This is a genomic window from Rhizobium sp. 10N414 (genome assembly GCF_056394785.1).
In genome coordinates this window covers 76,570-97,560 of sequence record NZ_JBFTIN010000016.1, presented here as the reverse complement: position 1 = coordinate 97,560, position 20,991 = coordinate 76,570, and the positions used below count along the sequence as shown (strand labels likewise).

Here is a 20,991-nt window from a genome sequence, read left to right as displayed (position 1 = left end):
GGACATCATGCTTCTTATCTACTGCCCATACTGTCAGGAAGAGCGTTCCGAGCTCGAATTCCGCGGTGCCGGCGATGCCCATATCGCCCGTCCCACCAATATCGCCGACATCTCCGACGAGGCGTTCGAGGAATATTTCTTCCTGCGCGACAACCCGAAGGGGCTGATCTTCGAGCGCTGGCGCCACCAGCACGGATGCGGCCGTTTCTTCAATGCGGCGCGCGATACCATCAGCGACAAGTTCATCAAGACCTACAAGGCAGGCGAGCCGAAGCCCACGATCGGCGAAGCAGCCGTTCCGCATGCTCCCGTCGAGACCTACGAACAGCTCGAAGGAGAGGCACAATGAGCGGCACGAACCGTATTGCAGGCAAGGGTCGCCTGACGCCGGCCAGAACCGCGCGCTTCACCTTCGATGGCAAGAGCTACACGGCGCTCGAAGGCGATACCGTCGCCTCGGCGCTGATCGCCAACAACATCCATCTGGTCGGCCGCTCGTTCAAGTATCACCGTCCGCGGGGCATCCTTTCGGCCGGCGCCGAGGAGCCGAATGCGCTGATCGACGTTGCGCGCGACAGCGCCCGCAAACAGCCGAACGTGCGTGCCACCGTGCAGGAAGTCTTCGACGGTATGATCGTCGAATCGCAGAACCGTTTCCCATCGCTCTCCTTCGATATCGGTGGCATCAACAATCTGATGTCCCCGTTTTTCGCGGCGGGCTTCTACTACAAGACATTCATGTGGCCGAAGGCGGCCTGGAAGCACCTCTACGAGCCGATGATCCGTCGTGCGGCGGGCCTCGGCGTTGCGCCGAAGGAAGCCGATCCCGATCACTATGCCGGCCGTTATGCGCATTGCGACGTGCTCGTCGTCGGTGCCGGGATCGCCGGTCTTTCGGCGGCACTGGCGGCGGCGCAATCCGGTGCCAAGGTGATCCTCTGCGACGAGCAGGCGGATGTCGGCGGCGCGCTGCGCTACGACAGCGGCGTCAAGATCGACGGCCTTTCCGGTTATGAGTGGGCGCAGAAGACGGTCGCCACGCTGAAGGCAATGGACAATGTGCAGGTTCTGACCCGCACCACTGCTTTCGGTTACTACAACCACAATTTCGTCGGTCTCGCCGAGCGCGTGACCGACCATGTCGCGAACCCTGGCCGCCACCTGCCGCGCGAGCGTCTGTGGCAGCTGCGCGCCAAGCGCGTCATCCTCGCCAACGGCGCGATCGAGCGCCACATGGTGTTCCCGAACAACGATCGTCCGGGCATCATGCTGGCATCGGCTGCGCGCATGTATCTCAACCAGTATGGCGTCGCCGTCGGCCAGAAGGTCGGCGTTTATACGGCGCACGACTCGGCCTATGAGGCCGCCTTCGACCTGAAACGATCAGGCGTCGAGATCGCCGCGATCGTCGATTGCAGGCAGACGCCGGGTGCGGCCGTTCTGGCGGAAGCCCGTTCGCTCGGCATCGATGTTCTCACCGGTCAGTCCGTGGTCAATACGTCAGGCAAGCTCCGCATCTCGTCGATGACCGTTGCCCGCAATGGCGGCGGCTCGCCGCGCAAGATCGCGGTCGACGCGCTGCTGGTCTCGGCCGGTTGGACGCCTTCGGTGCACCTGTTCTCGCAGTCGCGCGGCAAGGTGGCGTTCGAGCCCGAGACGCAGCGCTTCCTGCCCGGCACGTACGCGCAGGATTGCCTTTCTGTCGGCGCCTGCAACGGCACGGACGATCTGCAGCAGACGATCGAGGAATCGCTGGCGGCCGGCGAGCTGATGGCGCAGGCAGTTGGGAAGCCCTCCGGCGGCAAGATCAGCATCACGGCTGAGCAAGCCCATCAGTGGACGGGCGGCATGATTGGCGCTGCTGAAGGCGCAGGTCCCGAGACCAGCGCCAAGGCGTTCATCGATTTCCAGCACGACGTCTGCGCCAAGGACATTCGCCTTGCCGTGCGCGAGGGGATGCACTCGATCGAGCATATCAAGCGCTTCACGACGAACGGCATGGCCTCCGACCAGGGCAAGCTCTCCAACATGCACGGCCTGGCGATCGCCGCCGAGATGCTGGGCAAGGAAATCCCGCAGGTCGGTCTCACCACCTTCCGCGCGCCGTACACGCCTGTCACCTACGGCACGCTGATCGCGCATTCGCGCGGCGATCTGTTCGATCCGGCGCGCAAGACGCCGCTGCACCAGTGGGAAGAGGCCCATGGCGCGGTGTTCGAGGATGTCGGCAACTGGAAGCGTGCGTGGTTCTATCCGCGCGCCGGCGAGACGATGCACCAGGCGGTCGCCCGCGAATGCAAGACGGCGCGCGATGTCGCCGGTGTGTTCGATGCCTCGACGCTCGGCAAGATCGAGATCGTCGGCCCCGATGCCGCCGATTTCATGAACCTCATGTACACCAACGCCTGGGACACGCTGAAGCCAGGCAAGTGCCGCTACGGCATCATGACGCGCGAGGACGGGTTCGTTTATGACGACGGCGTTGTCGGGCGTCTGGCCGACGATCGCTTCCACGTGACGACGACGACGGGCGGCGCGCCGCGCGTTCTCCACCACATGGAAGACTATCTGCAGACAGAGTTCCCGCATCTGAAGGTGTGGCTGACCTCGGTGACGGAACAGTGGGCCGTCATCGCTGTACAGGGTCCGAAGGCGCGCGAGATCATCGCCCCGCTGGTCGAAGGCATCGATATCTCCAACGAGGCCTTCCCGCATATGAGCGTTGCCGAGTGCACGGTCATGGGCGTGCCGGCGCGGCTGTTCCGCGTGTCGTTCACCGGTGAAACCGGCTTCGAAATCAACGTGCCGGCCGACTATGGCCAGTCCGTTCTGGAAGCCGTGTGGGCCAATGCAGAGCCGCTCGGCGCCTGCGTCTACGGCACCGAGACGATGCACGTTCTTCGCGCCGAGAAGGGTTACATCATCGTCGGCCAGGACACGGATGGCACCGTCACGCCTGACGATGCTGGTCTTTCCTGGGCGGTCTCGAAGAAGAAGACTGACTTCGTCGGCATTCGTGGGCTGAAGCGCCCGGATCTGGTGAAGGCAGGCCGCAAGCAGTTGGTCGGCCTCGTCACCAAGGATCCGAAGCTGGTGCTGGAAGAAGGCGCGCAGATCGTCGCCAATCCGAACGAGCCGAAGCCGATGACGATGCTTGGCCATGTGACCTCGTCCTACTGGTCGGAAAATCTCGGCAGGTCGATCGCCTTCGCGCTGGTCGCCGATGGCCGCAAGCGGATGGGCGAGACACTTTATGTGCCTATGCCCGACAAGACGATCGCCGTCGAGGTGACTGACATGGTGTTCTTTGACAAGGAAGGAGGCCGCATCAATGGCTGATACGGCAGTTCGCAAGTCGGTGCTCTCAGGTCGTCATGGCGGCTCGGCGACGGTACGGCTGACGGCAGCGCCGGCCGCCACCCGCATCGCGCTCCGTGCGCCCGCCGGATCCCTCAAGGCTCTGTCCTCCGCTCTTGGGGTCACGGTTCCGTCTTCGCCGAAGACCTCCGGCCGCAAGGGTGGCCGTGCCGCCCTCTGGCTCGGGCCGGATGAATGGCTCGTTATCGATGAGTCCGGTGCAGACCTGATGGGCGCGCTCACGAAGGCGGACGTGCTGCATTCGGCAACTGATGTCTCGCACCGCAACGTCGCGATCATCGTCTCCGGTCCCGGGGCCGAGGCGACGATCTCCGCGGGTTGCCCGCAGGATCTGTCGCTTGATGCCTTCCCGGTCGGCGCCTGCTCGCGCACGATTTTCGGCAAGGCCGAGATCGTGCTCTTCCGCACCGAGGACGATACGTTCCGTGTCGAGTGCTGGCGTTCGTTCGCCGATTTCGTATTCGGCCTGCTGGCCGAGGGTGCCGAAGACGCCGCGCATTAAGCGCCACGGAACTGGAATTCCCGATTGGGGGACGGTGCTCTTGTGCCGTCCCCATTCGGCTTCAAGTTGCAAGACCGGTGTCATTCATGCCATCATTCGCCATCGCGTGCGGCTTTGTCGGAGCGTAGCCGCAACGTTGCGGGGTGTCCTCAATGATGCTGCATCACGTTTCCATCGTCACGACGGATCTCGACCGATCGGTTGCCTTCTATCGCGATATCTTCGGTCTCGAGCGGATCGAGAGGCCTCCTTTCAGTACCGACGGAGCCTGGTTTGCCTGCGGAGCGCTGCAGGTCCACATCATCGTCAATCCGGTTGGGACGTTCCGGCGGGTGGCGACCATCGATACCGCCGACGGACATTTCGCCTTCCATACCGATGACTTCGAGGGATGTATCCGGGGACTGATCGCAAAGGGTTTTCGCGAGGATGCGCCCGAGGGAGATCCCCGGCGGCTGCGTGTGAGGCGTACCGGGCCGGCCGGTTTTCCGCAGGCCTACCTGCTCGATCCTGATCGCAACATCGTTGAAATCAACGGTGCACCATAGCGCAATCGCCGCAGCCTAAAGTCCTGTTGCGGTTGGCTTTTGCGAGCGGTTAGTCTGCCGGAACCGTTCGCGGGAGGAGTTCATGAAAATACGTGCCGCGGTTTTGCGCCGATCGCCGGTCGCGCCGCCATTTGCGGTGAGCCGGCCGCTCACGATCGAAGAACTCGAGCTCGCGCCGCCGGGGCGGGACGAGATCCTTGTTCGAATTGGCGCGGCCGGGCTCTGCCATTCCGATCTCTCCGTCATCAACGGCGACAGGCCGCGTCCGGTGCCGATGGCGATTGGACATGAGGCGGCCGGCACCGTGGAAGCGGTCGGGCCCGATGTCCATGACCTGACGCCCGGCGATCATGTGGTGATGAGTTTCATGCCGAGCTGCGGCCATTGTCTGCCCTGCGCCGAGGGACGCCCGGCGCTGTGCATTCCCGGCGCCGATGCCAACGGAAAGGGCACGCTGCTGTCGGGCGAGTGGCGACTGAGCTGCGATGAGGTGCCGATCCATCATCATCTCGGCGTCTCGGGCTTTGCCACCCATGCCGTGGTCTCGCGCCATTCGGCGATTCGCATTGACCGCGATATCCCGTTCGCTCACGCCGCGTTGTTTGGCTGCGCCGTGCTGACGGGCGTTGGCGCCGTGGTGAATACCTGTCATGTGCAGCCGGGGCAGACAGTCGCTGTTGTCGGTTTGGGTGGTGTCGGCTTGGCCGCGGTGCTTGGCGCCGTGGCGGCCGGGGCCGAACGCGTTGTCGCGGTAGACCTTGCTCCTGACAAGCTCGAGATCGCGCGTTCGCTTGGGGCGACAGACGTCTTTCGCGCCAGTGACCCTGACGTTGTGGAGCAAATCCGCGAGGCGACAAAGGGCGGCGTCGACCACGCGCTCGAGATGGCCGGAGCCGTCAAGGCCTTTGATCTCGCGTACCGCATCACGCGGCGCGGCGGAACGACGGTTACCGCAGGGTTGGCTAGTCCATCCAGTCAGTTCGCAATCCCCGCAGTCAGCCTGGTCGCCGAGGAGCGGCGCGTGCTCGGGAGCTATCTCGGCAGCTGCGTGCCAAGCCGGGATATTCCGCGCTTTGTCGGGCTCTTCAGGCGTGGAAAGCTGCCGGTGGATCGCTTGTTGTCTTCAACAGGTCCGCTGGAGGGGATCAACGAAGCCTTCGACCGGCTGCATGCCGGGGAGGTGATCCGGCACGTCATCGATTTCGAAGCGCACTAGGCTTCTTCGGGCCGGTCTTTTGGGTCGAATTGGATGATGGTGATCCACCGCGCGGTGAGCGCCGGCTTCTTCTCGTTCTCGATCTCGATCGAGACGTCGTAGGTCGTCATCAACATGCCGGCGCCGCGAAAGCGGGCTTCGGCAAGGATAAAGTGGCCGCGGATGCGTGCCCCCGATTTGACAGGCGAGAGGAAGCGGACGTTCTCGAAGCCGTAGTTGATGCCCATCGTCTGCTCACGGACTTTGGGCAGGCTGTTGTAGTTCATCGCTGAAAGCAGCGAGAGGGTGAGGAATCCGTGGGCGATGGTGCCGCCGAATGGGCTCGTGGCGGCGCGCTCTGGGTCGACGTGGATGAACTGATGATCGTCGGTTGCATGCGCAAAGGCATCGATCATTGCCTGATCGACGACAATCCAGTCCGAGAGGCCGGTTTCAGTGCCGATGAGCCCGCGCACATCCGCGAGCGAAATTTCCTTGACCATTGATTCCTCATGAGAAAGCGGCTGCGCAAGCCTTACAATGGGATTGTGACAATTGCGACAAGGAATTGCAGGCAGGGGCCTGGCCGGTTAACTATCCGAGATAGAAAGCGACCGAGCGGCGCGGCACGATGGCCGATGTCGCGGATTTTTCCTGACCATTGGGGGCGAGCAGCCGCCATGAGGACGGCCCGGGCAATGCAAAAATTTCCTCGCCGCCCGAGCGATTGAAAAGCACGGCCAGCCGTGCGGGCTTTCCGCCCTGCCCATCGCGCGTCGACAGCACCATTCCAAGCGTGGAAAAGTTCGGGGTCTCCCACTCCTGCACGCTCATCGGCTGGCCCGAAGGCGATATCCATTCGACGTCGCCATGGCCATCGAAGAAACCCGTTTCCGAGAACACGGAGAAGCGCTTGCGCAGGCTTGAGATCAAAGCGGTATGGGCGATGAGCTCATCGTCGAGCGCCGCCCAGTCCATCCAGGTGATCTCATTGTCCTGGCAGTAGGCATTGTTGTTGCCGCGCTGGGTGCGGCCTGCTTCGTCGCCTGCCGTCAGCATGATGCTGCCGCGCGTAGCAAAGAGCGTGGAGAGCAGCGCCTTCAGGTCATCGCGGCGTCTGCGAATGATATCGGGGTAGTGCGTTTCGCCCTCGGCACCATTGTTCCAGGAGTGGTTCTCGTTGTGGCCGTCGCGGTTCTGCTCGCCGTTCGCCTCGTTGTGCTTGCCGCTATAGGAGACGAGATCGCGGAGCGTGAAGCCGTCATGGGCGGCAAGAAAGTTGACGCTGCGCGTCCCGGTCGCACCGTTGCGGGAAAATATGTCCGAGGAGCCGGCCAGCGCAGTTGCGAGCGGTCCGGTCTTGTGATCGTCGCCGCGCCAATAGCACCTGACGTCATCACGTACGCGGTCGTTCCACTCGAGGAAGGGGGCTGGGAAGTTACCGAGCTGGTAGCCGCCAGGACCGATGTCCCAAGGCTCGGCGATCATTACGCGGTCCGACAAGACGTCATCGGCGAGCATTGCCATCAACGTTTCGCTGTTGGCCTCGAAGCCACCAGCGGTTCGGCCAAGAACGGGGGCAAGGTCGAAGCGGAAACCGTCAACGCCCGCGCCGAGCACGAAGTGGCGGAGGCTGTCGATGATCAGTTGCCTGACATAGGGGTTATCACAGGCGACGGTGTTGCCCGTTCCGGTATCGTTGACCAATTCGCCTGGCCGGTCGGTCAGATGCCGATAGAAGGAGAGGTTGTCGAGGCCGCGCAGCGACAGCGTCGTGCCAAAGCGGTCGCTTTCGCCGGTGTGGTTGAAGACGAGGTCGAGGACGACACCAATGCCTTCGGCGTGGAGCTTCGCCACGGTGTCGCGGAGCTCCGCCATGCCGCCGGGCACGAGCCGCGGGTCGAGCGCCATGAAGGCGACGGGGTTATAGCCCCAGCCGTTTCTGAGGCCGAGCGGCGGCAGGTGGCGCTCGTCGATCCAGGCGGTGATCGGCATCAACTCGACCGCATCCACGCCGATGCGCTTCAGATGCGCGATCACTGAAGGATGCGCCAAAGCCGCGACGGTGCCGCGCTGCGCTTGGGGAACATCCGGATGCAGCATGGTGAACGGTCGGACGGCAACCTCGTAGATGAAGCCACCCGGCTTGAAGAGCGGCTTTCCCGGCTTCACGGGGACATCGCGGGTGACGATCGCCTTCGGCACGAGGTGCTGCGTCTCGGCGCCGGAGGTGCCGAGCAGGGGATCGTAGTGGAAGGGGCGATCGAGTTCCTTGGCGTAGGGATCGACCAGCAGCTTCGACGGGTCGAACCAGAGGCCGTCGTCGGGCGCATAGACGCCGCCGGCGCGGTAGCCGTAGCGCGCACCTTCCTTCAAGCCGTCGACGAAAAGGCGATGAACATCGTCATCGCCTCGTTTCATCGGCAGGCGGGCCAGTTCCTTGTCGTCGTCGCCGAACAGACACAGCTCGATCTGTCCTGACTTGCGCGACCAGACGGCGAAATCAACGCCGGTCTCGAGGATGGTTGCTCCGCCTTGCCCGGGTCTACCCGCCGCCATGCCGTTCGGTCAGGTGATCACGGAAGGAGCGTCGCGGCCCGTGCGGCTGCGAATGCCCGCGATGGTCTCGGCGACAGCAATAAGATCGGCGAGCGCTTCCTGCGTCTCGATGTTGTGGCGGGTCGAATCCGCCTCGTACCGCTCGAGATAGACACGCAGCGTGGCGCCGGATGTGCCGGTACCGGAGAGACGGAAGACCACGCGCGAACCGCCTTCGAACAGGACGCGAATGCCCTGATGCTCGCTGACCGACTTGTCGACTGGGTCGTGATAGGCAAAGTCGTCGGCCTTCTCGACCTTCAGCGGGCCGAAGCTCTGGCCCGGCAGCGACGCAAGCTGGCTGCGCAGGTTTGCGATCAGGCCGTTCGCCGCGTCAGTATCGACGCCTTCATAGTCGTGGCGCGAATAGTAGTTGCGGCCGTAGGTCTGCCAGTGCTGGGTGACGATGTCCTGAACGCTTTCGCCGCGAACGGCAAGGATGTTCAGCCACAGCAGAACCGCCCAGAGGCCGTCCTTCTCGCGCACGTGGTTGGAGCCGGTGCCGGCGCTTTCCTCGCCGCAGATCGTCGCCATGCCGGCGTCGAGCAGGTTGCCGAAGAACTTCCAGCCGGTCGGCGTCTCGTACATGCCGATACCGCGGCGCTCGGCGACGCGATCGGCCGCACCTGAGGTCGGCATGGAGCGGGCGATGCCGGCGAGACCACCGGAATAGCCGGGCGCGAGGTGGGCGTTGGCGGCAAGGATCGCGAGGCTATCGGAGGGTGTGACGAAGATGCCGCGGCCGATGATGAGGTTGCGGTCGCCGTCGCCGTCGGATGCCGCGCCGAAGTCGGGCGCATCATCACTCATCATCTCGTCGTAGAGTTCCTTGCAGTGAACCGGGTTCGGGTCCGGATGGTGGCCGCCGAAGTCGGGCAGCGGCATGAAATTGCGGACCGAACCGGACGGCGCGCCGAGACGGTTTTCGAAGATTTCCTTGGCATATGGGCCGGTGACGGCGCTCATTGCGTCAAAAGCGATGCGGAATCCGAGGCTGATGAGGTTGCGGATCGCGGGGAAGTCGAACAGCTCTTCCATCAGAGCCGTGTAGTCTTCCACCGAATCGAGCACCGAGAGGATCATGCCGCCCGGCAGTTCGTCCTTGCCGATGCGGTCGAGGTTGACGTCCGCGAAATCGGCGATCTTGTAGGTGTCGATCACCTTCGTGCGCGCATAGATCGCGTCGGTGATCTTCTCCGGCGCGGGGCCGCCATTGTTGATATTGTACTTGATGCCGAAATCTTCGGTTGGACCGCCGGGATTGTGGCTGGCCGAAAGGATGATGCCGCCGAAGGCTTTGTATTTGCGAATGATGTGGGAGGCTGCCGGGGTCGACAGGATGCCGCCCTTGCCGACGATCACCTTGCCGAAGCCATTGGCGGCGGCCATCTTGATCGCCTTCTGAATGACTTCCCGGTTGTAGTAGCGTCCGTCGCCGCCGATGACGAGGCACTTGCCATGAAAGCCTTCCAGCGAATCGAAGATCGACTGGATGAAGTTCTCGGCATAGTTCGGCTGCTGGAATACCGGAACCTTCTTTCGCAGGCCGGAGGTACCGGGCTTCTGATCCTGGTAGGGCGTAGTGGGTACGGATTTTATCATTTTCTCTCACTTGCCTTTAGGGGCGAGGCTTGAATAGAGGGCGGCATAGCGCTCGGCGCTCTTCTCCCACGAAACATCCGATTTCATGCCCTGCTTTTGCAATTGGGTCCAGACTTTTTGATCGGCGTAGAGATGTAGCGCGCGGCGGACCGCCTGCAACAGACCGGATGGAGTTACAGGCGAGAATTGTATCCCGGTTGCCGCTTTCGCCGCAAGCGCGGCATGGTTGGCGTCAATAACGGTGTCGTTCAACCCGCCGGTGCGGGCAACGATCGGCACGCATCCATAGCGCAATCCGTAAAGCTGCGTCAGGCCGCAGGGCTCGAATCTGGACGGGATGATGATGGCGTCGCAACCGGCCTGCATGAGATGGGACATCGGCTCGTTGTAGCCGATGGAAACGCCGATCCGCCCGGGGTGACGGGCGGCGGCGGCAAGCAGTGCCCCTTCGAGCGCCGCGTCTCCGGAACCCAGAATGGCCAGCTTGCCGCCCATGTCGACGATCTGGTCGGCGGTGGCGGCGATGACATCCATGCCCTTCTGCCAGGTCAGGCGGCTGATGATGCAGAAGATCGGCGCGTTGTCGTGGTGAAGTCCGAAGAACTCAGCGATCGAGCTGCGGTTTTCGACGCGGCTCTTCAGCATGCTGCTGTTGTAATGCGTGTGGACAACCGGGTCGGTCGAGGGGTTCCAGACTTCGGTATCAATGCCGTTGACGATGCCGTGCAGTGAATCGATTCGGCTTGCGATGACACCCTGGAGGCCCATGCCGAACTCGGTGGTCAGGATCTCGCCGGCATAAGAGGGGCTGACAGTGGTGATGGCGTGTGCAGTCTGCAGGCCGCCCTTCAGGAAGCCGATATTGCCGTAATATTCGATGCTTTCCGTTGCGAAGGCGTGCGGCGGCAGACGAAGACCCGGAAAGATATCGGCGCCGAACTGCCCCTGGAAAGCAATGTTGTGGATGGTCAGGACGCTCGGCAATTCCGGCGTCGGATTGTAGCGCATGTAGACCGAGGTCATTGCCGACTGCCAGTCATGCGTATGCACGAGGTCCGGCCGCCAGTCCAGCATCAACCCCGCGGCAATCTCGGCGCCGGCCAGGGACAGAGCCGCGAAACGGCGCCAATTGTCGGGGTAATCCTTGCCGGTGGCGTCGAGATAGGGGCCGCCCGACCGGTCGTAATAGGCGGGGGCGTCGAGCACGAGGATATCGAGCCCGTCGTGCTTGACTTCGAGCACGGTTGCCGGTTCGCCGAGCAGATCGTCGAATTGGAGTCGGACTACAGGATTGCGGATAGCCCTCATGACGGCCGGATAGCCCGGCATGAGGGTCTTGGTTTCGATGCCGAAACGCTCAAGGGCGATCGGCAGGGCACCCGCCACATCGGCGAGGCCCCCTGTCTTGACGAGCGGGAAGACTTCGGACGAAACCGAAAGAACTTTCATGGCTTACAGGCCCAGCTTGTCGATCATCGGTTGGGTAATGAGGCAAATGCCGCCCTCGCTGCGGCGGAAACGCTTGGCATCTAGAACCGGATCCTCGCCGACGATGAGGCCTTCAGGAATGACGACTCCGTGGTCGATCACGACGTTTCTGAGTTGGGCGTGCCTTCCGATCTTGACGCTCGGGAGAACGACGGCACCTTCGAGCTTGGAGTAGGAATTGGCGCGAACGCCGGTGAAGAGGAGGCTCTTGTTCAGCGTTGCGCCGGAAATGATGCAGTCGCCCGCGACGACGGAGGATGTGGCAGAGCCGCGGCGGTCTTCGTCGTCATGGACGAACTTCGCCGGGGGCGAGATTTCTGCATAGGTCCAGATCGGCCAGGACTTGTCGTAGATATCCAGTTCCGGAACGATCGCGGTCAGGTCGATGTTGGCCTGCCAATAGGCGTCGATCGTTCCAACATCGCGCCAGTAGGGCTCGTGCTCGAAATCCGACCGGACGCAAGAGTTGGCGAAACGATGGGCGACGGCCTTACCGTTCTTGACGATGTAAGGGATGATGTCCTTGCCGAAATCCTTGCTGGAGTTCGGGTCAGCGGCGTCGCGGCGCAGTGCGTCGATCAGGAATTTCGTGTGGAACACGTAGATGCCCATCGAGGCAAGCGCGAATTCCGGCTTGTCGGGAATGCCCGGCGGATCGGCGGGCTTCTCGACGAAGTCGATGATCCGGTCGGTCGTGTCGACGTGCATGACGCCGAAGCCGACGGCTTCCATGCGCGGGACTTCCAGGCAGCCGATCGTGACGTCGGCGCCGGAATCGACATGCTGCTGCAGCATGTATTCGTAGTCCATCTTGTAGACATGGTCGCCGGCGAGGATGACCATGTATTCGACGCCATAGTCCTCGATGATGTCGATGTTCTGGTAGACCGCATCGGCGGTGCCTTCATACCACTGCGTCTCCGAGACGCGCTGGGAGGCCGGCAAAATGTCGAAGCTTTCGTTCCGCTCGGGGCGGAAGAAGTTCCAGCCGCGCTGCATATGGCGGATCAGCGAGTGCGCCTTGTACTGGGTGGCGACGCCGATGCGGCGGATGCCCGAGTTCAGCGCGTTCGACAGCGCAAAGTCGATGATACGGGTCTTGCCGCCGAAATAGACCGCCGGCTTGGCGCGGCGATCGGTGAGCTCTTTCAAGCGGCTTCCCCGGCCGCCAGCGAGAACATAGGCCATTGCGTCGCGGGCAAGTGGCTGAACACGTCTTTCTACCATTTTTATCCTCCCACCAGTCGTCAGTTCTCGGGTTCAAGCATGATCGTCGCCAGAGGCGGCAAGGTGATGGATGCAGCAATGCTGCCGCCGGCGTTGACGGCCTGCACGCGGCCACCATTGCCCTTGCCGCTGCCACCATAGATATCGGCATCGGTATTCAGTATCTCGCGCCAGCGCCCCTCGGTCGGCAGGCGCACGGAATAGTTCTCGCGATAGACAGGCGTCAGATTACAGATGACGGCGACCGGCTTCTCTCCTGGCGCCTTGCGCAGCCAGGAAAAAACGGAGTTCTCGTGGTCGTCGGCGATCAGCCATTCGAAGCCATCGCCCTCGCAGTCGCGGGCGTGCAGGGCCGGCTTGCTGCGGTAGGTGAAGTTGAGGTCGCGCACCAGCCGGCGCATGCCCTCGTGCATGCGGTACTGCAGCAGGTTCCAGTCGAGCGAGGTTGCCTCGTTCCACTCGCTCCACTGCGCGAATTCCTGACCCATGAAGAGCAGCTTCTTGCCCGGATAGCCCCACATGAAGGCGTAATAGGCCCGCAGATTCGCAAATTTCTGCCAGTCGTCGCCGGGCATCTTGGCGATCAGCGAGCCCTTTCCGTGCACCACCTCGTCATGGGAGAGCGGCAGCACGAAGTTTTCCGAATAGGCGTAGAGCAGGCCGAAGGTCAGCTCGTTGTGATGATGCTTTCTGTGGATCGGCTCACGGCTCATGTAGCTCAGTGTGTCGTGCATGAAGCCCATGTTCCACTTGAAGCCGAAGCCGAGGCCGCCTTCATGCACCGCCTGCGACACCTTCGGCCAGGAGGTCGATTCTTCGGCGATGGTCATGACGCCTGGATGCTCGGCGTAGATACGGGTGTTCATGTTCTGCAGGAAGCGCACAGCCTCCAGGTTCTCATTACCGCCGTACTCGTTCGGGATCCATTCGCCGTGCTTGCGGGAATAGTCGAGGTAGAGCATCGAGGCCACGGCATCGACGCGCAGACCATCGAGATGGAACTTCTCGGCCCAGTAAAGCGCGTTGTTGACCAGATAGGAAACGACTTCGGTGCGGCCGAAATTGTAGATTGCCGTATTCCAGTCGGGGTGGAAGCCCTGGCGCGGGTCGGCATGCTCGTAGAGCGCCGTGCCGTCGAACCAGCCGAGACCGTGTTCGTCGGTCGGGAAATGGGCTGGCACCCAATCGAGGATGACGCCGATGCCGACCTTGTGGCAGCCGTTGACGAAGCGGGCGAAACCCTCCGGCTCGCCGAAGCGGGCGGTCGGCGCATAGAGCCCGGTCGTCTGGTAGCCCCAGGAGGGATCATAGGGATGCTCGGTAATCGGCAGGAACTCGATATGGGTGAAGCCCATGTCGACGCAGTAGGGGATTAGACGGGCGGCAAGCTCGTCCCAGGAGAGGAACGAGCCATCGTCGCGCCGCTGCCAGGAGCCGGCATGAACCTCGTAGATCGAGATCGGCTGACGACGCTTGTCGGTTTCGCTCCAGTGCTTCAGATGCGCTGCGTCGTCCCATTCCTGCAGCAGCTCGGATGCCGCGACCGAGGCCGTCTGTGGGCGTAGTTCGCTGCGTCGGGCGAAAGGGTCGGCCTTTAGCGGCAACAGCACACCGTCGTGGCCGCGGATTTCGAATTTGTAGGCGACACCGGTCGGAACGTCAGGAGCGAAGATCTCCCAGATACCGGCGCTGGAGCGGAAGCGCATTACATGGCGGCGACCATCCCAGCCATTGAAGTCACCGACAACCGAGACACGCTGAGCATTCGGCGCCCAGACGGCGAAATGGATCCCCTGCGCGCCCTCGTGCTTGATCCAGTGTGCGCCCATCTTGTCGAAGAGGCGCAGATGGGAACCTTCCCGCACGTAATAGTCATCCATCGGGCCGAGGACGGGTCCGAAGCTGTAAGGGTCGGTCACCGCCCATTCGGCATCGCCGCGTCGCGCGCGATAGCGCACCGGCTGCTGCTTCGTCACCGAAACCTCGCCGGCGAAAAAGCCGTCAGAATGCTGCTGCTTCAATTCGCCGATGACGCTGCCATCGAGCGCCATCGCGGTCACCTCTTCGGCGCCCGGAATGAAGCAGCGGGTGACGTAGGCGTTTCCCGATTTGTGAACGCCGAGAACGGCGAAGGGATTGGAATGCGACCCTGCGAGGATTGCCGCTATCTCGTCTGCCGAAATCTCCCAGGGAAGTCTGACTTCAGGGGTGGCTTTCGGCGCTTTCATCCGGCTCTCCAGATTTCCTTGGCATATTGCCGTATCGTGCGGTCGGATGAGAACCAGCCCATCCGAGCCGTGTTGCAGATCGCTTTCTTGTTCCACGCCGACGGATCGGTCCAGAGCTGGTCGATATCGCGCTGCGCCTGCGCATAGGCATCGAAATCGGCCGCCACCATGAACCAGTCATGCGCGTAAATGCCTTCGATCAGCGCCGCGTATCGGCTTCGATCGTCGTGCGAGAAGACGCCGGAACTGATGGCCTGGAGTGCCTGAGACAGTTCACGCGACGCTTCGATGATGGCGCGGGGATTGTGGCCATCTGCACGGGCGGCGGCGACTTCGTCGGCACGCAGGCCGAAAATGATGATGTTGTCCTCGCCGACATGGTCGCGCATCTCGACATTGGCGCCGTCGAGTGTCCCGATCGTCAGCGCGCCGTTCAGCGCGAACTTCATGTTGCCGGTGCCCGATGCTTCCATCCCAGCAGTCGAGATCTGCTCAGACAGATCGGCGGCCGGCACCATGACCTCGGCAAGGGAAACGTTGTAGTTCGGCACGAACACGACCTTCAGCAGGCCGCGGACGGCCGGGTCGTTGTTGATCGTGCGGGCGACGTCGTTGATCAGTTTGATGATCAGCTTGGCGTTATGGTAGCTCGGCGCCGCCTTGCCGGCGAAGAGCTTGACGCGCGGCACCCAGTCCAATTCTGGATGTGAGCGGATCTGGTCGTAGAGCGCGACTGCTTCGATAATGTTGAGCAGCTGCCGCTTGTACTCGTGGATGCGCTTGATCTGGATATCGAACATAGCCGACGGATCGAGTTTGATGCCCATGCGGCTGGCGACGAGATTGGACAAGGCCACCTTGTTGGCGCGCTTCACCGCCGCGAACTTCTCCTGGAAGCTTGCATCATTCGCGAACTTGTCGAGCGGCTTCAGCTTTTCGGCGTCATCGAGGAAGTCGTCGCCGATCGTTTCGCGGATCAGCGAGGTCAGGCCGGGATTGCACTGCTGCAGCCAGCGGCGCGGCGTGATGCCGTTGGTCTTGTTGTTGATGCGGTCGGGATAGAGCTTATGCAGGTCGGCAAAGACGGTGACCTTCATCAGGTCGGTGTGCAGAGCCGAAACGCCGTTGATCGAATGAGCGCCGACGAAGGCGAGATTGCCCATGCGTACACGGCGCTCGCCGCTTTCCTCGATCAGGGAAATCGAGCGGATTTCCGTTTCGGAGAAGGTCTTGGTCTTGCGCGCCTCCAGCAGCACCTTGGCGTTGATCGCGTAGATGATCTGCATATGCCTCGGCAGCAGGCGCTCGAACAGTGGAATCGGCCAGCTTTCCAGCGCTTCCGGCAGGAGGGTGTGATTGGTGTAGGCGATCGTGCCGCGGGTGATGTCCCAAGCCTGGTCGAAGTCGAGACCATGCACGTCGCACAACAGGCGCATCAGTTCCGCGACCGAGACCGCCGGATGCGTGTCGTTCAGTTGGACCGCCACCTTGTCGGGCAGCGAGGTGAAATCGTCATACTGCTGCAGGTGACGGCGCAGGATGTCCTGCAGCGAAGCGGAGGAGAAGAAGAATTCCTGGCGCAGGCGCAGTTCCTGGCCGGCCGGCGTCGCGTCGGCGGGATATAGAACGCGCGTCAGGCTTTCGGCCTTGTTGCTCTCACGCAGCGCGCCGATATGGTCGCCGGCGTTGAAGGCGTCGAGCAGGATCGGGTCGATCGGCTGCGCGGACCAGAGGCGCAGCGTGTTGACGCGCTTGCCGCGCCAGCCGACCACCGGAGTGTCGAAGGCGGCGGCGATGACACGCTCGGCGGGTTTCCACACATAGCGCGGCTCGCCCTCGGGGCTATTGACCACGTCGACGGTGCCGCCGAAGCCGATTTCGTAAGCGCTCTCGCGACGCTCGAATTCCCAAGGATTGCCGTGCGCCAGCCAGCTTTCCGGCAACTCCACCTGCCAGCCATCGGCAAGCTGCTGCCGGAAAAGACCGTGGACGTAACGGATACCGTAGCCATAGGCCGGGACATCGACGGTCGCCATGCTTTCCATGAAGCAGGCGGCGAGACGGCCAAGGCCGCCGTTGCCAAGAGCGGCGTCAGGCTCGAGGCCGGCGATGACAGAGACATCGACGCCGAGCGAGGCGAGCGCGTCGCGAACCTGTTCCATGAGGCCGAGGTTCGAGACGGCGTCGCGCATCAGGCGGCCGATGAGGAATTCGAGGGAGAGGTAGTAAACGCGCTTGTCGCCTGTTGCGTAGACCTTGCGGGTCGACTCCATCCACTTGTCGATGATGCGGTCGCGTATGACGAGGATGGTCGCCGTCAGCCAGTCATGCGGCTTGGCGACCTTCGCATCCTTGCCGATGCGGTAGGTCAGGCGTTCGATGATTTCTTCGGCGAGAATTTCTGGCTTGGAGCTGCGCGGCGCGGGGGAGGGGATTGTCGGCTTCGAAACGGTGTTCATCGTCAGTCCTCGCCAATTCTGTTTGGTTTCAGTACGTTATGCCAATTTCAATCGGTTTGCCGCGCACTAAACACGCAGTTTATGCATCGTTACAACGCACTTGCAACAAAGGAATTACCCAAACGAAAAAATTGCCGAGGCTTGGCGCTCCGCTGCGGAAAGAGCTTGATTTCAATCGGTTTTCCGAATTTGATATGCGCGTTTTTGCAGGCAAACGAAAAGCCGCTCCGGTTTGTTCCGGGGCGGCTTTTGTTGTTTGCGGGTCTTTGCTGTTACCAGTTCGTCAGGCGGGTCGCGAGCTCGTCGCCTTGGCGGCCATGGCCCAAGTCCGCAACCAGCTGAGCCATGCTATTGGGCTGATAGGCGTTGCTCGGGGTGGTCCCGCAGGAGGCAAGGAGGTCCTTGACCTTTTGCGGCACCATGAACGCCACGGTAAAGATCTGAATTCTATCGGCTATTCAATTATCCCAACGGAATGACATCCACGGCCTGGACAGCGCGTTGGCCGCCGTAGCTCTTCAGCACGCCGATGACCGGGGCGACGTCGGCGTAGTCGCGGCCATAGGCAACGACGATGTGGTCGGTGCCGGCCGGGATGTTGTTCGTCGGATCCAGTTCGACCCAGCCGATCGTTTCGCCGCACCAGACCCTGACCCACGCATGCATGGCGTCCGCCCCCTCCAGCCGTTCCTTGCCGGGCGGCGGAATGGTGCGCAGGAATCCGGAGACATATCCGGCGGGAATGCCGAGGCTACGCAGAGCAAGGATCATGACATGGACGAAGTCCTGGCAGACGCCGCGCTTTATTTGGAAGGCTTCAAGCGGCGTCGTATCGACGGTCGTCGCTTCGGCATCATAGGTGAAATCCAGATGGATTTTCGCGCATAGCGCAGTGGCGATCTGCAGCACGGTCCATGACGGTTCGGCGCAGGCCTTCGCATAGTCCGAGATCGCGCGTGTGTCCGAAAGGCGGGGGCTATTGCCGAGGAAATGATGCGGGGCGTCGGGCTTCAGCGACCAGACGCCTGCGACCTCATTCGGAAGCTTTGCGAGCACGGGGGAAAAATCCGCTGCGATGGAATGGCTCTCCACGTGCACGCGGGCATGCATGCGGATATCCAGCTTTTCATGCGGCGCGCGCAGCATGAAGGAAGTCGCGGGGTGCTCGAAGAAATCGACGAAGTGCGCCTGTTCATCCGGCGTCGGCGAAACCTTGATCGAGCCGGCCACCAGCCGTTGCCGGTTCGGCAGCGACAGCGGCATCAGCCGCATGATGTGGCGGGCGCCAGAGGCCGGCGTGTCGTAGATGTATCCCATGTGCAGCGAGAGATCGTAAAGCACCTGGGTCATCCGAGATATGTGTGGGCAAGGAGGTCGGACAGATGCTCCAGCTCGCGTTCGAGGCGGCGGTAGACATCGACGCTCATCGTCTCCGGCGTCATCACGGCAAGGCCGGAGTGCAACCGCATCGCTTCGCGATAGAAGGGCGACATCTGGCCGTTGACGAGTGCGTTCGGGAGCTGCTCCACCTCGCGGTGGATCTCGTTCATCTGGAAAAGAATTGAGCGTGGATTGAGCGGATCGAGCGCGAGCAGATCGGTGACCGTGAGGCGAGCGGTGTTGACGTTGTAGCGGCGGCGATGGGTCATGACGCTGTCGCCGATCTCCAGCAGCATGTCGAGCGCGCCATCAGGGGCGTCCGGCCCCGACATGTGCCCGAGCAGCCGTGTCATGTGCAGCCCGCGCTCGATATGGCGGCCGAGCGAGAGGAAACGCCAGCCGGTGAAGCGATACATGTTTTCGTGCACCAGACCGGCGAAGCCCGCGAGCTTGCGCAGCAGAATCGTCATCGCGTGGCTTGCATCGTCGCCGGGAGAAATCGTCTCGTGGAACCGTCGCGCCGTCTTGGCGAGATCAGTGAGCGCCAGCCAGCCATCCGGCGAGAAACGGTCGCGAATGTTGCTGGCGGAATAGACGGCGCTGTCGATGTTGCGCATTAGCGTATCCGGGACTGCTTCCTCGGTGTCGATATCGACGGCGGCCAGATAGGCTGTCACGTCGGCCAACAGGGGCTGGTTCGGATCGGCGGCTTCCGCAAAGCGGGCGTGCCAGGCGCGCAGGATGCGCAGCGCCCCTTCGGCGCGCTCGATGTAGCGGCCGAGCCAGAAGAGATTGTCGGCCGCGCGGCTCGGCAGGCTGCCCGGCATGTTGCGGGTGAAGCTGCCTTCCGCCGGCAGCAATGTGTGCTGCTCCACCGGCTTGTCGCTGACGATCCAGACGTCGGCGGCGGCACCACCCGATTGCATGGCGATGGCCGAAACGTCGTCGCTGCCGCCGATGCGGGCAAAGCCGCCCGGCATGATCTGCCAGCCATTGGCCGTGCGGGCGGCGAAGACGCGTAGCGACATCGGCCGCGGCGTCAGCTTGCCGTCGATCCAGGCCGGGGTCGTCGATAGCGTTACGACTTCCTGCCCGGCAAGTTTGGCGCCGTCGGAGTTCAACCAATCGCCGATCGAATCCTTGGTCGTGGCGCGCAAGGTCGAGCCGAGCACGGATTCGCCCCTGTCATCGAAGAACGGTGCGCGCGAATAGGCCGGACCGATCACCATCTTTTCGATGTTGGCCGCCACATGTTCGCGTTCGCCCTTCTGGCCGCACCACCAGGTCGCGATCGAGGGGAGCTTCAACTCTTCGCCAAACAGACGACGACAGATGGTCGGCATGAAGGCGAGCAGCGCGCGTGTTTCAATGATGCCGCTGCCGAGTGCATTGACGATGGTCACGCTTTCGGCGCGCAGAGCCTCGACGAGGCCGGGCGTGCCGATATGTGAATTCTGGTTCAGTTCCAGTGGATCCGAATAGGCCGAATCGAGGCGGCGCCAAAGCACGGTGATCGGCTTCAGGCCCGACACGGTGCGGACCATCACCTTGCCGTTGACGACAGCCAGGTCTTCGCCCTCGAGCAGCATGAAGCCGAGATAGCGGGCGATATAGGCGTGCTCGTAATAGGTTTCGTTGGCGGGGCCCGGCGTCAGCACGGCGATGCGGTCGTCGCCGCTGTGCTTCATGCCCTGCAGCGCATCGCGGAAGGCGCCAAAGAAGGAGGCGAGGCGATGAACCGGCGTCTCAGCGTATATATCGGAGAAGGCGCGGGTCGTCGCCACGCGGTTTTCAAGCGCAAAGCCGGCGCCAGACGGCGCCTGCGTACGGTCAGCGAGGACCCACCAGTTTCCATCAGGACCGCGGCCGATCTCGAAGGCGCAGAAATGCAGGTAGTGACCGCCGGCCGGGGTGACGCCGACAAGCGGACGCTGGTATTCGGGGTTGGCAGCGATCAGGGCCGGTGGCAGCACGCCCTCCGCGACAAGGCGATTTTGGCCGTAGACGTCGGCAACGATCGCTTCCAGCAGGTCGGCGCGCTGGACGAGCCCAGCCGAGACCGCCTCCCATTCGCGCGCATCAATGAGGACCGGAACGTGCGAGAGGGGCCAGGAGCGCTCGGCGCTTCCGGTGCTGCCGTAGGCTCGGTAGAAAACGCCGGCGTCGCGCAGGTAACGGTCGGCGCGGGTGAAGCGTTCGGTCAGCTCCTTTTCGGGCATTCCGCTCAGATGCGAAAAGAAGCGCTGCCAGACCGGGCGGATGGCGCCGTTGGTGTCGACCATCTCGTCGGCGACGCCGGGCAGAGGAGTATAGTCAAGCACGGCATCGTTTCCGGTGCGGATCGCTGGCTCTTCCCTCAGTTCTGCCGTCGGTTTCTTGCCCATTT

The 20,991-nt window shown here is 62.6% G+C and carries 15 protein-coding genes; 6 read left to right on the top strand and 9 right to left on the bottom strand.

The genetic code is table 11. The annotated features are described in order from the left end of the window. Positions 1 to 7 precede the first annotated feature (7 nt). From AC1DE4_RS16450 to AC1DE4_RS16430, 5 genes are all read left to right on the top strand, one after another. A complete protein-coding gene (locus AC1DE4_RS16450; RefSeq protein ID WP_018856591.1) occupies positions 8 to 349 on the top strand; it encodes a sarcosine oxidase subunit delta in 342 nt (113 codons plus the stop codon). After that, entirely contained in the window at positions 346 to 3,339 is a 2,994-nt protein-coding gene (locus tag AC1DE4_RS16445; protein WP_018856592.1) for a sarcosine oxidase subunit alpha, read from the top strand. The genes AC1DE4_RS16450 and AC1DE4_RS16445 overlap by 4 nt, the downstream gene beginning before the upstream one ends. After that, positions 3,332 to 3,880 carry a sarcosine oxidase subunit gamma gene (locus AC1DE4_RS16440; RefSeq protein ID WP_018856593.1) on the top strand — a complete coding sequence of 183 codons (549 nt, stop codon included), beginning with the start codon at positions 3,332 to 3,334 and terminating at the stop codon, positions 3,878 to 3,880. The genes AC1DE4_RS16445 and AC1DE4_RS16440 overlap by 8 nt, the downstream gene beginning before the upstream one ends. A 152-nt stretch (positions 3,881 to 4,032) precedes the next feature. Further along, positions 4,033 to 4,428, top strand: a complete 396-nt coding sequence (locus AC1DE4_RS16435; protein ID WP_018856594.1) for a VOC family protein — start codon at positions 4,033 to 4,035, stop codon at positions 4,426 to 4,428. An 82-nt stretch (positions 4,429 to 4,510) separates the two neighbouring features. Next, the gene (locus AC1DE4_RS16430; protein ID WP_113470635.1) at positions 4,511 to 5,644 is read left to right on the top strand and encodes a zinc-dependent alcohol dehydrogenase family protein; all 1,134 of its coding nucleotides are present in this window, start codon (positions 4,511 to 4,513) and stop codon (positions 5,642 to 5,644) included. Here AC1DE4_RS16430 and AC1DE4_RS16425 read toward each other — a convergent pair. The 7 genes from AC1DE4_RS16425 to AC1DE4_RS16395 form a co-directional block, all read right to left on the bottom strand. Next, positions 5,641 to 6,126 carry a MaoC family dehydratase gene (locus AC1DE4_RS16425; RefSeq protein ID WP_062374398.1) on the bottom strand — a complete coding sequence of 162 codons (486 nt, stop codon included), beginning with the start codon at positions 6,124 to 6,126 and terminating at the stop codon, positions 5,641 to 5,643. The two genes, AC1DE4_RS16430 and AC1DE4_RS16425, sit on opposite strands and share 4 nt — an antisense overlap. 91 nt (positions 6,127 to 6,217) lie before the next feature. Beyond that, positions 6,218 to 8,182 carry a glycogen debranching protein GlgX gene (gene glgX / locus AC1DE4_RS16420; RefSeq protein ID WP_113470636.1) on the bottom strand — a complete coding sequence of 655 codons (1,965 nt, stop codon included), beginning with the start codon at positions 8,180 to 8,182 and terminating at the stop codon, positions 6,218 to 6,220. Between the two features lie 9 nt (positions 8,183 to 8,191). Further along, positions 8,192 to 9,823 carry an alpha-D-glucose phosphate-specific phosphoglucomutase gene (locus tag AC1DE4_RS16415; protein WP_477882043.1) on the bottom strand — a complete coding sequence of 544 codons (1,632 nt, stop codon included), beginning with the start codon at positions 9,821 to 9,823 and terminating at the stop codon, positions 8,192 to 8,194. A 6-nt stretch (positions 9,824 to 9,829) separates the two neighbouring features. Further along, complete coding sequence (glgA, locus tag AC1DE4_RS16410) at positions 9,830 to 11,272, bottom strand: glycogen synthase GlgA (protein ID WP_113470637.1); 1,443 nt, start codon at positions 11,270 to 11,272, stop codon at positions 9,830 to 9,832. A 3-nt stretch (positions 11,273 to 11,275) separates the two neighbouring features. Then, positions 11,276 to 12,538, bottom strand: a complete 1,263-nt coding sequence (gene glgC, locus AC1DE4_RS16405; RefSeq protein WP_113470638.1) for a glucose-1-phosphate adenylyltransferase — start codon at positions 12,536 to 12,538, stop codon at positions 11,276 to 11,278. A 20-nt stretch (positions 12,539 to 12,558) separates the two neighbouring features. Then, positions 12,559 to 14,766 (bottom strand): 1,4-alpha-glucan branching protein GlgB, encoded by a 2,208-nt coding sequence (gene glgB / locus AC1DE4_RS16400; RefSeq protein WP_113470639.1) that lies wholly within the window; start codon positions 14,764 to 14,766, stop codon positions 12,559 to 12,561. Next, positions 14,763 to 17,225, bottom strand: a complete 2,463-nt coding sequence (locus tag AC1DE4_RS16395; protein ID WP_018856602.1) for a glycogen/starch/alpha-glucan phosphorylase — start codon at positions 17,223 to 17,225, stop codon at positions 14,763 to 14,765. Before AC1DE4_RS16395 ends, glgB begins: the two co-directional genes overlap by 4 nt. 38 nt (positions 17,226 to 17,263) lie before the next feature. Between AC1DE4_RS16395 and AC1DE4_RS16390 the strand changes: the two genes are divergently transcribed. Beyond that, positions 17,264 to 17,704, top strand: a complete 441-nt coding sequence (locus AC1DE4_RS16390) for a hypothetical protein (protein WP_162763411.1) — start codon at positions 17,264 to 17,266, stop codon at positions 17,702 to 17,704. On the opposite strand, the gene AC1DE4_RS16385 is transcribed toward AC1DE4_RS16390, so the two are convergent. Further along, entirely contained in the window at positions 17,688 to 18,575 is an 888-nt protein-coding gene (locus AC1DE4_RS16385) for a transglutaminase family protein (protein WP_018856604.1), read from the bottom strand. The two genes, AC1DE4_RS16390 and AC1DE4_RS16385, sit on opposite strands and share 17 nt — an antisense overlap. Beyond that, entirely contained in the window at positions 18,572 to 20,989 is a 2,418-nt protein-coding gene (locus tag AC1DE4_RS16380; protein WP_169682337.1) for a circularly permuted type 2 ATP-grasp protein, read from the bottom strand. Before AC1DE4_RS16380 ends, AC1DE4_RS16385 begins: the two co-directional genes overlap by 4 nt. Positions 20,990 to 20,991 lie beyond the last annotated feature (2 nt).

Bases quoted from the DNA above. Each gene is read 5' to 3' on its own strand.
- AC1DE4_RS16450 (WP_018856591.1), top strand. From the start codon at position 8: ATGCTTCTTATCTACTGCCCATACTGTCAGGAAGAGCGTTCCGAGCTC.
- AC1DE4_RS16445 (WP_018856592.1), top strand. From the start codon at position 346: ATGAGCGGCACGAACCGTATTGCAGGCAAGGGTCGCCTGACGCCGGCC.
- AC1DE4_RS16440 (WP_018856593.1), top strand. From the start codon at position 3,332: ATGGCTGATACGGCAGTTCGCAAGTCGGTGCTCTCAGGTCGTCATGGC.
- AC1DE4_RS16435 (WP_018856594.1), top strand. From the start codon at position 4,033: ATGATGCTGCATCACGTTTCCATCGTCACGACGGATCTCGACCGATCG.
- AC1DE4_RS16430 (WP_113470635.1), top strand. From the start codon at position 4,511: ATGAAAATACGTGCCGCGGTTTTGCGCCGATCGCCGGTCGCGCCGCCA.
- AC1DE4_RS16425 (WP_062374398.1), bottom strand. From the start codon at position 6,126: ATGGTCAAGGAAATTTCGCTCGCGGATGTGCGCGGGCTCATCGGCACT.
- glgX (WP_113470636.1), bottom strand. From the start codon at position 8,182: ATGGCGGCGGGTAGACCCGGGCAAGGCGGAGCAACCATCCTCGAGACC.
- AC1DE4_RS16415 (WP_477882043.1), bottom strand. From the start codon at position 9,823: ATGATAAAATCCGTACCCACTACGCCCTACCAGGATCAGAAGCCCGGT.
- glgA (WP_113470637.1), bottom strand. From the start codon at position 11,272: ATGAAAGTTCTTTCGGTTTCGTCCGAAGTCTTCCCGCTCGTCAAGACA.
- glgC (WP_113470638.1), bottom strand. From the start codon at position 12,538: ATGGTAGAAAGACGTGTTCAGCCACTTGCCCGCGACGCAATGGCCTAT.
- glgB (WP_113470639.1), bottom strand. From the start codon at position 14,766: ATGAAAGCGCCGAAAGCCACCCCTGAAGTCAGACTTCCCTGGGAGATT.
- AC1DE4_RS16395 (WP_018856602.1), bottom strand. From the start codon at position 17,225: ATGAACACCGTTTCGAAGCCGACAATCCCCTCCCCCGCGCCGCGCAGC.
- AC1DE4_RS16390 (WP_162763411.1), top strand. From the start codon at position 17,264: ATGCCAATTTCAATCGGTTTGCCGCGCACTAAACACGCAGTTTATGCA.
- AC1DE4_RS16385 (WP_018856604.1), bottom strand. From the start codon at position 18,575: ATGACCCAGGTGCTTTACGATCTCTCGCTGCACATGGGATACATCTAC.
- AC1DE4_RS16380 (WP_169682337.1), bottom strand. From the start codon at position 20,989: ATGGGCAAGAAACCGACGGCAGAACTGAGGGAAGAGCCAGCGATCCGC.